Annotated in this window: 12 protein-coding genes; 2 read left to right on the top strand and 10 right to left on the bottom strand. The window is 37.4% G+C overall.

The window, feature by feature from the left end; translation table 11 throughout:
- Window positions 1-17: 17 nt before the first annotated feature.
- From grpE to gpr, 7 genes are all read right to left on the bottom strand, one after another.
- On the bottom strand, window positions 18-587 hold the full coding sequence (gene grpE, locus ACM6HU_RS06935) for a nucleotide exchange factor GrpE (protein WP_016116375.1): 570 nt from the start codon (window positions 585-587) through the stop codon (window positions 18-20).
- Between the two features lie 110 nt (window positions 588-697).
- Window positions 698-1729, bottom strand: a complete 1032-nt coding sequence (gene hrcA / locus ACM6HU_RS06930; protein WP_016116376.1) for a heat-inducible transcriptional repressor HrcA — start codon at window positions 1727-1729, stop codon at window positions 698-700.
- Between the two features lie 133 nt (window positions 1730-1862).
- The gene (gene hemW, locus ACM6HU_RS06925; RefSeq protein WP_414848085.1) at window positions 1863-2999 is read right to left on the bottom strand and encodes a radical SAM family heme chaperone HemW; all 1137 of its coding nucleotides are present in this window, start codon (window positions 2997-2999) and stop codon (window positions 1863-1865) included.
- Between the two features lie 54 nt (window positions 3000-3053).
- Window positions 3054-3320, bottom strand: coding sequence for a winged helix-turn-helix transcriptional regulator (locus tag ACM6HU_RS06920; protein WP_229166042.1), 267 nt, complete (start codon window positions 3318-3320; stop codon window positions 3054-3056).
- A 246-nt stretch (window positions 3321-3566) separates the two neighbouring features.
- Window positions 3567-5390 (bottom strand): elongation factor 4, encoded by a 1824-nt coding sequence (gene lepA, locus ACM6HU_RS06915; RefSeq protein WP_016116380.1) that lies wholly within the window; start codon window positions 5388-5390, stop codon window positions 3567-3569.
- Between the two features lie 200 nt (window positions 5391-5590).
- The gene (locus ACM6HU_RS06910) at window positions 5591-5944 is read right to left on the bottom strand and encodes a DUF3679 domain-containing protein (protein ID WP_016116381.1); all 354 of its coding nucleotides are present in this window, start codon (window positions 5942-5944) and stop codon (window positions 5591-5593) included.
- 19 nt (window positions 5945-5963) lie between these two features.
- Entirely contained in the window at window positions 5964-7067 is a 1104-nt protein-coding gene (gene gpr / locus ACM6HU_RS06905) for a GPR endopeptidase (protein ID WP_016116382.1), read from the bottom strand.
- Between the two features lie 181 nt (window positions 7068-7248).
- On the opposite strand from gpr, the gene rpsT reads away from it, so the two are divergent.
- Window positions 7249-7506, top strand: coding sequence for a 30S ribosomal protein S20 (gene rpsT, locus ACM6HU_RS06900; RefSeq protein WP_001274011.1), 258 nt, complete (start codon window positions 7249-7251; stop codon window positions 7504-7506).
- A gap of 202 nt (window positions 7507-7708) precedes the next feature.
- Here rpsT and holA read toward each other — a convergent pair whose 3' ends face one another.
- Complete coding sequence (gene holA, locus ACM6HU_RS06895) at window positions 7709-8722, bottom strand: DNA polymerase III subunit delta (RefSeq protein WP_016116383.1); 1014 nt, start codon at window positions 8720-8722, stop codon at window positions 7709-7711.
- Between the two features lie 510 nt (window positions 8723-9232).
- Here holA and ACM6HU_RS06890 point away from each other — a divergent pair.
- Entirely contained in the window at window positions 9233-9367 is a 135-nt protein-coding gene (locus ACM6HU_RS06890; RefSeq protein ID WP_001001652.1) for a YqzM family protein, read from the top strand.
- A gap of 33 nt (window positions 9368-9400) precedes the next feature.
- On the opposite strand, the gene ACM6HU_RS06885 is transcribed toward ACM6HU_RS06890, so the two are convergent.
- Together ACM6HU_RS06885 and ACM6HU_RS06880 are read right to left on the bottom strand one after the other, a co-directional pair.
- Window positions 9401-11725, bottom strand: a complete 2325-nt coding sequence (locus ACM6HU_RS06885) for a DNA internalization-related competence protein ComEC/Rec2 (protein ID WP_414848084.1) — start codon at window positions 11723-11725, stop codon at window positions 9401-9403.
- A 174-nt stretch (window positions 11726-11899) separates the two neighbouring features.
- Complete coding sequence (locus ACM6HU_RS06880) at window positions 11900-12457, bottom strand: ComE operon protein 2 (RefSeq protein ID WP_016116385.1); 558 nt, start codon at window positions 12455-12457, stop codon at window positions 11900-11902.
- Window positions 12458-12515: the final 58 nt, after the last annotated feature.

Raw genomic sequence — 12515 nt, 5'->3', positions numbered from 1 at the left:
TCCTACATTTATGTAAATTATTGATTTACTTTTACCATTGATGGGCGAATCACACGGTCTTTCAGTTTATAACCTTTTTGGAATTCTTCCACAACCGCGTTTGATTCAAACTCGCTGTCTTCTACTTGCATAACAGCTTGATGTTCATGCGGATCAAACTGTTTACCAACAGCTTCAATCGCTTCAACACCTTCTTTAGTCAGCGCTTCTAGCAATTGACGATATACCATTTCCATCCCTTGTAATAAGGACTTCATCTGCTCGTCGCTTGCTTCCACTTGCATCGCTCTTTCAAAGTTATCAAGAGCTGGCAAAATGTCTGACACAAGACTTTGCGATCTATATTTTTCAGCCGCTTGCTTATCCAGTTGAACGCGGCGCTTATAGTTTTCAAAATCAGCTTGTAGACGTAGTGTGCGACCTTCCGTTTCCGTCAATTTCGCTTGCAATTCATCTACTTTTTCTTGTAAAAGAGCCGCTTCACTTTTTTCTTCTACTACAGTTTCTTCACTGTTTTCTGCTGTAATAGATTCCTCAGTTTGCGTTTCTTTCGCTTCTTCAACTACTTGTTCGTTACGCTCTTCCACAACTTTCACCTCCTTAAAAGGCACCAGAGCTCATGCTTAACATGAGCGTCCAAGCATAGTTTTTATGTTACACACAAGCAATGACAATGTTCATCGCTCGAGCGAATTTATTATTTTGATTTATACAATCCATTTAACCCATCTGTAAATTGTCTTGAAAACAATTGTAACAGACTAATCACGCGAGAATACTGCATTCTCGTTGGACCTAGGATCGCGATTGTTCCAATCTGTTCTTCTCCAATGGAATAAGTTGCAGAAATTAAACTACAATCTTCCATAGCCGTCGAAGAATTTTCTCGACCGATTTTCACTTGAATCCCGACTTGTTTATTACGCAAAATATCGTAAAATTCAGCTTCATTATCAATCATAGTCAGCAAGGAGCGTACCTTTTGAATGTCATGAAACTCCGGCTGCGAAAGCATATTCGCTTTCCCCCCAAAGTATATCTTTTCCGACAAAGGAACTTGAAATGTACCATCTAACATTTTTATTGCACTATCATAGTTGTGGACATACCCACGTAGAACCGTCACAATCTCTTTTAAAATTTTATTATGCAGCTCCGCCATCGGCACACCAGATAGCTTTTCGTTTAAAATATTAACCATTTTTTCTAAATCTGATAAATCAACAGATTCCGGAACGGTAATCGTTTTGCTTTGTACATGACCTGTATCTGTTACAATAATGGCGACTGCTGTTTGAGGATCCAGCGGAATAATTTGTACATTCTTTAATTTATTTGCACTCACTTTCGGTCCAAGAACAATTGCCGTATAATTTGTGAGTTCTGATAAAATTTGAGCGGATTGCTGTGCAATTTTTTCCGCTTCAAAAATTCTTTCAGCAAATAAATCCTTAATCTGTACAACATCCTCATTCGATAAATGTTGTGGTGCTAAAAGATGGTCTACATAAAATCGATACCCTTTTTCTGAAGGAACACGTCCAGAAGAACTGTGTGTCTTTTCGATAAATCCTAGTTCTTCTAAATCAGCCATTTCATTTCGAATCGTAGCTGAACTAAATGTAATTTCATCTTTTTTAGCCAACGTTCTTGACCCAACAGGTTGCGCTGATCCAATAAAGTCATCAATAATTGTTTGTAAAATCAAGAGCTGACGTTCCGTAAGCATCTCATCATCACCTCTGTTAGCACTCTTTGTCTTCGAGTGCTAAATCTATTAATAACTTACCAAAATTGACATTCAATTGTCAACGGAAACGTCACAAAATAGAGAAACTTTTTCATATCTACTGAACATTTAATTAATCAATTAAAAATGACTGAAATACTTCATTCCCTAATAACTTACCTTGTCTCGTCAAACAAACATGGTTACCTTTATCCTGAAGCAATCCATGTTCCTTGTTGGATAATAACTGCTTTGCAAAAATCTCATCCATTTCGACACCAAATTTCTTTTGGAATGTAAGCTTAGAAACACCCTTTGTTTTCCGGAGCCCTAAAAATAGTTCTTCTTCCATTCTTTCTTTTCTTGTTACTTCGTGGACGTCTAAATAAGGGAAGCCTGTCTCATCAATTTTAGAGAAATATTGCTTTAACGGGCCAACATTTTGAATTCGCTCGCCGTTTACATAACTGTGAGCACCAGCTCCAAAACCATAATACTGTTCATTATTCCAGTATGTGAGATTATGTCTACTTTCATAGCCTTCTTTTGAAAAATTACTGATTTCATACTGTTTATAGCCATGCTTTTCCATCTCATCCATTACCATTTCATACATTCTTGCTTCATGCTCTTCCCCTGGAAGTCTTAATTTTCCTTTGTTCATTAAATTATAAAAAACCGTTTTCGGTTCAATAATTAAGGAATATGCAGAAAAATGCTGAACTCCTAACGTAAAAGCAATGTCCAATGTTTCTTTCACATCTTCTATCGTTTGCCCTGGTAATGCATAAATTAAATCCACATTAATATTCGTAAAGCCCACTTCCTGCGCTTCACTAATCGCTACAAATGCATCTTCCCTCGTATGCTTACGTCCAATTTTCTGAAGTAATTCATCTCGAAATGTTTGCACACCAAAGCTAATTCGATTGACACCACCATCTAATAGAAGGTTCAACTTTTCTTTTGGCAAATCTCCAGGATTTGCTTCAAACGTCAATTCACAGTTTGGAGCGAACGGACGTAAACGGCGATTAATAATATCTAACAGCTTTTTTGTCTGCTCCATATTTAATGCCGTTGGTGTCCCGCCCCCAACAAAAATCGTTTTCATATTTTCAAACGGCACCTTTTGAACCGTATTTATAATTTCTTTCTCTAAATACTCTAAATATTGATCAACAGGCTGACGTTCAATAAATACTTTATTAAAATCACAATAGTGACAAATATGCTGACAAAACGGAATATGAATATATGCAGCTTGCATTAAACTAGACTCCTACCTTTCTAAAAAGAAAACCTCCGCACTTCGGAGGCTCCTTTACTTCTGTAACGTGTTACGAATTTGTTCCATTCGCATTTTCCCCCAATCATACATCATTTCGACGATTGGTAAAAGCGTCATACCTAAATCAGTCATAAAGTACTCTATCCGCGGAGGTACTTCTGGATATACTGTCCGATCAATGATTTCATCTTCCATTAATTCTTTTAATTGATTAGATAAAACCTTATGAGAAATGTTTGGGCATAGTCGTTGTAACTCACTAAAGCGATGCGACCCTTCTACACCTAGATGCCACAAGATTACAACTTTTCACTTTCCGCTAATAATAGAAAGCGTCAATTCTTTTTCACAATTAAAATCACCGTTTTGTATTTTTTCTTGAATATCTTTTCGAATATTTTCAGACATCAATAGTCTCCTAACTCTATATCCACTATTGTTTCTTACAATAAAAAGCATCCTCACCATTGTAAAGGAGAGATGAAAAGATGTCTAAAAAAGTAATCCTACGTACAAAAAGAAGCCGCACAAACGGCTTCTTTTTTATTAGTTATCGTCCATTTTCAATACAGCCATGAATGCTTCTTGTGGCACTTCTACAGAACCAACAGACTTCATACGTTTTTTACCTTCTTTTTGTTTATCAAGAAGTTTACGTTTACGAGAAATGTCACCACCATAACATTTTGCAAGTACGTTTTTACGCATCGCTTTAATTGTAGAACGCGCTACAACTTTATTCCCAATTGTCGCTTGAATTGGTACTTCAAACTGTTGTCTTGGAATTAATTCTTTTAATTTTTCTACAATTACTTTACCACGATCATAAGCTGAATCGCGATGTACAATGAATGATAAAGCATCAACTTGTTCATTATTTAATAAAATATCCATCTTCACAAGTCTAGACGGTTTGTAACCGATTAACTCGTAATCAAATGACGCATACCCTTTCGTATTAGACTTCAATTGATCAAAGAAGTCGTATACGATTTCAGAAAGTGGGATCTCATATGTTAACGTAACACGTGTTTCATCTAAGTATTGCATATCAAGGAATGCACCACGTTTCCCTTGGCAAATTTCCATTACAGCCCCAACGTAATCATTCGGAACCATAATCGTTGCTTTTACAAACGGTTCCTCCACACGATCGATCGTTTGAGGATCTGGCATGTTAGATGGATTATCAACAATCAAATCTTCCCCATTCGTTAAATACACTTTGTAAATAACGCTTGGCGCCGTTGTAATTAAGTCAATCTTGAATTCGCGTTCAATACGTTCTTGAATAATTTCCATGTGAAGTAAACCTAAGAATCCACAGCGGAAACCGAATCCTAATGCTTGAGATGTTTCTGGCTCAAATTCAAGAGCAGAATCATTCAATTCAAGTTTTTCTAATGCATCACGTAAATCGTTATAACGTGCAGAATCGATTGGATATAAACCACAGAATACCATTGGGTTTAATTTACGATAACCTGGTAATGGTTCTGCTGCTGGACGTTTCGCATGTGTGATTGTATCACCAACGCGTGTGTCTCCTACATTTTTAATAGATGCCGCTAAGAATCCTACATCACCTACTGCTAACTCTTCACGCTGTGTTGTTTTCGGTGTGAATACACCTACTTCTGTTACCTCAAATTCTTTACCAGTTGCCATCATACGTACTTTATCGCCAACTTTCACTGTACCGCTCACAACACGGATATACGCAATTACACCGCGATATGGGTCATATAAAGAGTCAAAAATCATACATTGAAGCGGCCCTTCTGGGTCACCTTCTGGAGCTGGTACTTTTTCAACGATTTGTTCTAAAATATCTTCAATCCCAATGCCAGCCTTTGCGGAAGCAAGTACAGCTTCTGACGCATCTAAACCAATTACATCTTCTACCTCTTGACGAACGCGCTCTGGGTCAGCACTTGGCAAATCGATTTTATTAATAACCGGTAAAATTTCTAAATTATTATCAAGTGCTAAATATACGTTTGCTAACGTTTGCGCTTCAATGCCTTGCGCTGCATCAACAACAAGGATAGCACCTTCACAAGCCGCTAAACTACGAGATACTTCGTACGTAAAGTCGACATGTCCCGGTGTATCGATTAAGTGAAGAGTATATTCTTCACCGTTTTTTGCTGTATACATTAATTGTACTGCATTTAATTTAATTGTAATACCACGCTCACGCTCTAAATCCATAGAGTCAAGTAATTGAGCTTTCATTTCGCGCTGTGTTAACGCGTTTGTTTTCTCCAAAATACGGTCTGCTAACGTTGATTTTCCGTGATCAATGTGAGCAATGATGGAAAAGTTACGAATGTTAGACTGCCTCTTTGCTCTTTCTTCTTTATTCATCTATGTTCTCAACTCCTAATAGTCTCGCCAATATACACTAGCACTGATTATATCAATAGAGCAGCAAAGATTCAATGAAAACTCGTGCTGCTTATAAGACAAATCTTCCTCTCTTTATCTTATGCGAGCAGATCAAACGAGACAAACCTTTTTATAACAAAAAAAATGGCTGTCTTACAAAATGATAAGACAACCTCTTTTTATTCTCCCAATTGGCTAAAAATATCTTTTATTTTCCCAATTACTATATCTGTACTAAACTTAGCGATACTTCGAGCAAATTCTGCGATTCCCATTCCCAGTCCTTCTACAACATTAAAACTTCTGAGACTTTCTAACTGTTTTTGTTTTTCACTTGCTGAAAATGTATCTCCTAAAATTTCCAAATTAACATTTTCACTTCCAGTTCCCGTCATTCGTGCAACTTGTTCATATGTTGGCTGCCGATAGCCTTTCATGCTTTTTAAGCCATGATTAACGATTCCAATTCCGATTAGCATCACAAACAAAAACAGAATAACGCAGCACACACATTGAAGCGTAAATCTCCTCAACTACTTTCGCCTCTTCTCATCAATGCGTATATGCACCTGTATTATCTTGATCAATTTGATGATGAAGTGCAGCATTTAAACCGCTCGCTATTACATTTGCCATATCTTCAATAAATGCATCTACTTCTTTCGGCGTCACCATTAAATTATGACCAAGAGGAGCTAATACTTCGTAAATTAATTTTCGTTTTTCTTCATCTTCCAATGTGCCCACTGCCCCTAAAAACATATTACGGCTTTTTTCATCCGGCATATCTTCCTCTGTTAGTTTCTTCTTTTCTCCAAATGTAAAACCTGCTGGCAATAAAGATCGAGACGGCTTATCTCCTTCTCTCATTTCACGTCCAAAATGTTTTAGGATAAAATCAATTGTATCGCTCGTAATGGAAACAGCATCTACAACCGTCGGAACACCGATAGCAATCACAGGAATTCCTAGCGTTTCTTTACTTAGTTCTTTTCGTTTATTTCCTACACCAGATCCAGGATGAATTCCCGTATCTGAAATCTGTATCGTACTGTTTACTCGTTCAATAGACCTTGCAGCAAGCGCATCGATAGCGATAACAAAATCCGGCCTTGTTTTTTCAATGATACCGTAAATGACGTCACTTGTTTCAATCCCTGTAATCCCCATTACACCTGGACGAATTGCACTAACTGGGCGATACCCTTCCTCTACACTTTCAGGTTGTAATTTAAAAAGATGACGTGTCACAAGCACATTCTCTACAACAATCGGACCAAGTGCATCTGGTGTGACATTCCAATTCCCTAGTCCTACAATTAAACAGCTTGCTTCTTTGGTTATTCCAATTTCTCCTAGTAAGTACGAGAATTCTTTTGCAAAAATACGTTCCACTTTTTGCTGAAGTTCCGTATCTTGCTGACGGATCCCTTGCACTTCAAGCGTTAAATAATTCCCTGCTTTTTTACCCATCGATTCAGAAGCACTTTCATCGATTATCACTTTCGTAATCGTAATCCCTTCTTCTTCACGCTCTTTTACAACAACACCTTCGATTCCCGTTTGTTTTTGCTGACGTTCTTGTAACATTTGATGCGCTTCTACTGCAAGGTCTGTCCTAACGCTATATTTACTTAAATCTAATGGTTCTTTCATCGTATCTCCTCCGCATTTAATAGTAAATATCGTTAGATTTCCCAAAATTATATAAGGTCATTCTTTCCCTTACATGAAATTTCATTGATCTCGCTATTGCAATTCTCTTCTCCGTTTGATAAAATATCACTTGTTCTATGTAAGTATCGAGTCACTCGATCGCACCAGGGAGGTGAAAAGTATGGCAAACATTAAATCTGCTATCAAACGCGCTAAACTTAGCGAAGAGCGTCGTGCACATAACGCTTCTATCAAGTCTGACATGCGTTCAGCTGTTAAAACTGTAGAAGCTTTAGTTACTAATAACGATCTTGAAAATGCTAAAGAAGCTTTCAAAACTGCTTCTAAAAAACTTGACAAAGCAGCTCGTAAAGGTCTTATCCACCAAAACGCTGCAGCTCGTCAAAAATCTCGCTTAGCGAAACAAGTAAACGCGTAAGGCGTTTAAAAAACGATCCATTTGGATCGTTTTTTTATATACAAAAAAGTTCATGCAGCAAATGACATGAACTTTTTTATTTTATCCAGCTATAGCAACTAGAATCTCCGGCCATTTCACCCTCTCGATTGAAGCCAAAAACACTTCTCGGCGGGGGGCTCCAATAACCTGTGATTCTGAGCGAACTGCCTCCACTTTTATTTTATCCAATATGATTTAAACGCATTAAGAAAAACTCTAAGACAAGCTTCTTATCCATTTTCCCCGTTTTCATACTATAATCAGCTTCAGCTAACTCTAAAATAACTTTTTTCAATTCTTCAAACGAGAAAAATTTCGTTTGATTCATCGCCAACTTTACTCGGTACGGGTGAACACCAATATGCGAAGCAATTTGATTTTGGCCATATCCACGTTGCTGTAATTCCTTCACTTGATGCAGCAAACGAAATTGACTCACTAATAACGCCAATAATTTAATTGGTTCCTCTTGTTGCGTAAATAGTCCATCTAGAATTAGCATAGCCCCAGCGATATCTTTTTTCACTACCTTTTCTGTTAACGCAAACACATTTTGTTCAACCGATTTTGGTACCAGTTCCGCTACAAGCCCTGTTGTAATTTCTCCACCCATACCAACATAAAGGGTCAACTTGTCCATTTCCTTTGCTAACATCGTTACATTGCTTCCTACAAGCTCTAATAGCAAATTAACAGCTACTTCCTCAATATGCACATGCACTTCATCTGCACGGGCCACAATCCATTTACGAACGTCCTGTACTTGCATCGCATTGGCTTCTACTACATCTGCTGTTTTCTTTAATAATTTTGTGATTTTTTTCCGCTCATCTAGTTTTTCATAAGGTGCTACAAATACAACAATCGAAAATGGAGATGGCTCTGCAACATAATCCTCTAAAACCTTTATATTTTGTTCTAGTTTTTCTTTTTGTGATGTTAAAAACAATGGGGATTTAACGAGTAATATTTTACGTTCTCCAAAAAAAGGAAGCGTCCGTGCATCTTCTATTACATCTTCTAAATACGCTTCTTCTAAGTCATACGTTACAACATTAAACTCACGATCTTCTTCAGCTAGCGCTTCAGTTGTTATAAGCTTTATTGTTTCATTTATAAAATAAGCTTCCGTTCCATATATTAAATAAAGTGGTACAAACTGTTTTTTTTTAATCTTCTTATGTATATCACTCATGCTTTTTTCCTACTCCCTAATTTGGCAATATATCTCTATACTAATGCGGTATCTTTTGTTTTACAAGTACAAAGGAACAGGTTTAAACTAACCCGTCCCTTTATCTATATAAAACGCCACGCAATAAGTCCCGGGATTCTTATTGGTGTGCGGTAACCACTTTACTGTTATTATTCGCAACTGCCGGATAAGTATAATTGTTAACTGTTAACATGCATGGAAATCAAATTTCCATCTTCTTTTCACATAAGATTTATCGCCTACTTCTACACACATATTCTCTATCTCCTCCGCTACTTACGTGCAGTAAGACCCTCATCTCAAAATTCAGCGAAAACAAAAAAGTCAGGTATGGGATCAATGGCCCGTAAAAACTCGATTGGTGGGGGCTAATCATCAGTGGAAGAGAAAACCCACTGATTAAACTTCCACTTTATCTTCATATGGAAATTGTAGATTTTTTTCTGACAATATTTTATACTAAAATGGAATGTTGGGGAGGGATTCTAAATGAATGAATTTGAGCAAAACGTTCAAAGTAAACGCAATGACGCTATTGATTCAGGGGTAGGTTTTATCGTCTCATTTGGTTTTTTCGCAACACTTTTCATTATTGCAACAATCATTAAATTTATTGGTTCTTAAAGGCTGCTGCTTGCGGCCTTCTTTTTTTCCACTTCACCTTTTCTGTGCTTCATCATATGTTAGTTTACTTTGAAACGTTCCTCTTTCACCTTCAAAAACATAGGAAATAGCTCCTTGCTTGTCTGTTCGCCATATTTCAATGTCAAGTTCTAACAAACGCGCTAGCACTTGCTGATGTGGATGACCGTATCGATTATGCTCTCCAGCTGAAATAATTGCCTTTTGGGGCTGAATCAGCTGTAAAAAGGCATATGAGGACGAAGTCTTACTACCATGGTGCCCAGCCTTTAAAATATCCGCTCGTAACTCTGGGTACTGCTCTACAATTCGCCGCTCACCTTTCTCTTCTAGATCTCCAGTAAACAGCCATGTAACTCCACCTAACTTTGCCCATAACACAATAGACGAATCGTTATCCCCTTTCTCTCCTCCATCTGGTGATAGTACAGTAAATATCACTTCATCTACTTGCCATCTGTCCCCTTCTCCTACAATGTTTATCCTTATATTTTTTTCCTTTGCAATTTGTTTCAATTCTTTTTCGAGCACAGCATCTTCTCGCTTCTTCCCAAATACGATTTCCCCTACAGTAATAGAGGATAACAATTCTTTAGCTGCCCCCATATGATCTGTATCTCCATGCGTCACAATCAACTTATCAATTTTCCGAATACCCTCTTTTTGCAAAAATGGAAGGAGAATATCGTATCCAACAGAAAATTCATGTTTTTTCTTTTGCCATGCTTCTTTTTTCACAGAAATCGTTCCTCCTGTATCAATGAGATAGACCCCCTTTTCATACGGAAGGCGAATCAAGATCGCATCTCCTTGTCCAACATCAATAAAAGTCACACTTCCGCTAGTACGGAAATAGGGCGAAACATACTGACAAATACACATAAACAGGAAAAACCCAACAGTCAGGAATAAAAACTTTTTTCTAACCACTCTTTCCCACACAATAAATATACTAACGATACTAAAACAATATAAAACTATAAGAAATAAAGGCGTTTGGCCAAAGGTAAAGCGAAGAAACGGGAGATTTTCACAGTACTGAAGGATATCATTAGAAATTGTTAAACATACTGATAACATTTGTGCGAGCCATTTCGCTACGAAAGGTACAAATAGTATACACGCAAAAATTACAATACTACACGGTAACACAACAAAAGATAGAAGCGGGACATATAGAAGGTTGAGGAAAATACTATATGGAGAAAAATAACCAAAATGATATAACAAAATAGGAGTACTAGCAAGTTGTGAAATAACAGAAAGATAGATTGTGTTTTGAATCAGACCATTATCATGCTGTAATAGTCGACTTGCTGACAGTAATAACGCAAAACTACCAACAAACGAAAATTGAAATCCAATATCAAAAGCCATATAAGGGTCATATAAAAGCATCAATATAGCCGTCATACTAAGCGCATCTAAGCTCGAAACACGGATAGAATGCATTAGTGCTAGCAACAACATAACACCCGTTACGGAAGCTCTCATGACAGATGGAGATGCCCCAGCCAAAAACATATAAATTGGAATACAAACAACGAGACATATTGTTGTCATTTCCCTGGTTATCCCAGCCCTAAGCAGAACAAAGTAGCCAATCGCCATTAACAGCACAATATGCGAGCCTGAAATTGCCAATAGATGGATAAGACCAAACTGTTGGTATTGTTCTTCTACCTCAAATGTCATCAGTTGCCGATCTCCAAACAACAACGCATTCATAAACGCTCCGGATTGCCCGGGAAACATTTCTGCGACTATCGACACCGCATTTTGACGTAATAAAAAGACCCACTGTGTAAACGTCAAAGATTTTTGGATGCAATTTGAAATCTCTTTTGCTTCAAATAAAAAGTGAATCTTTTGCTTATGTAAGTAGTCACGATAGTCGAACTCGTGAAAATTCCGTGCTTCTGACGGCACTTTCATTTCTCCTTGAAATGTACAACTCATACCAGCATGTAATTTCTGCAACTGTTCTTTTTGTTTAACTGATTGAATTTTGTACATCAATTGCAACGTATCTCTATCATTGACCTCCATTTGAAAAGAGAGTCGATCACCATTTATAAGGGGTGTAGTTTGAATCACACCTTCTGTTATTTCAAAGTCTAACCCTTTTGAATGCTGATTTTTCCATTCAACATATGAGGTATAGAGGAAGCTACCAGCACATGCCAGTATGCAAAAAAAGAGGATTCGACGTGAAGTACGATATATACAAAATAGAATATAACAACAAAATAAACCAATATACAACAATTTAAAGGAGGAACAGGCAATCGCAATCCCAATAACAAACGAGATTGCAATATAGCCACATTGTCCACGCAACTTATACTCACCCCTTATGGCGTATGTTCAAAAAATCCAGGAAAGATATCTTTCACATTTCTTCGTCTGCTTCGCCAATCCGGCACTCATGTAGTTCCATCTACACTCCGCACTCTCCTGACTTCCGCGCCTCGAAATGCCCGGCTCTCTTTATCCTCCTTTTTGAACACGCACTTACAGTATCTCTTTTGCTCTAGCGAATACTTGTTGTAATTCATTCATTGTTAAATCATCTTTTTCTAAAGATGAAAACAGTTCTTTTAATTGCAAATGACGTTCTTGTTGCTCTAACGATGTAATATCATATTCTAACGGAACATGTTTCACAGTGACATTTGCTTGTTCGAATAGTTCCACAGCATACGGGTGATTTTTATAGTCTTGTGCGTAATAAACAGCTGTAATACCACTTTGAATAATGGCTTTACAACATTGTAAACAAGGAAAGTGTGTAACATAAATCTCCGCACCTTCTGTTTTCGCACCAAATTTTGCACATTGCAACAGTGCATTCATTTCAGCATGAATTGTACGAACACAATGATTATCAATGATATAACACCCATCATCTATACAATGCACACCACCTGTGATTGAACCGTTATATCCACCCGCAATAATTCGCTTATCGCGGACAATTGTCGCTCCTACTGCAAGCCTTGTACACGTACTACGTAGTGATAATAAGTGACTTTGCGTCATAAAATATTGATCCCAAGAAATTCGTTCCATATCTTTTCACCTACTTTTTCATCTACTTGTAGTGTAGCGAAAAAAGAAAAAGTTCGTC

This window comes from Bacillus sp. IT-79MI2, assembly GCF_949768135.1.
Taxonomy (GTDB): domain Bacteria; phylum Bacillota; class Bacilli; order Bacillales; family Bacillaceae_G; genus Bacillus_A; species Bacillus_A pseudomycoides.
Note: the sequence above shows the minus strand (reverse complement) of the source record. Positions and strands in the feature narration are given on the sequence as shown.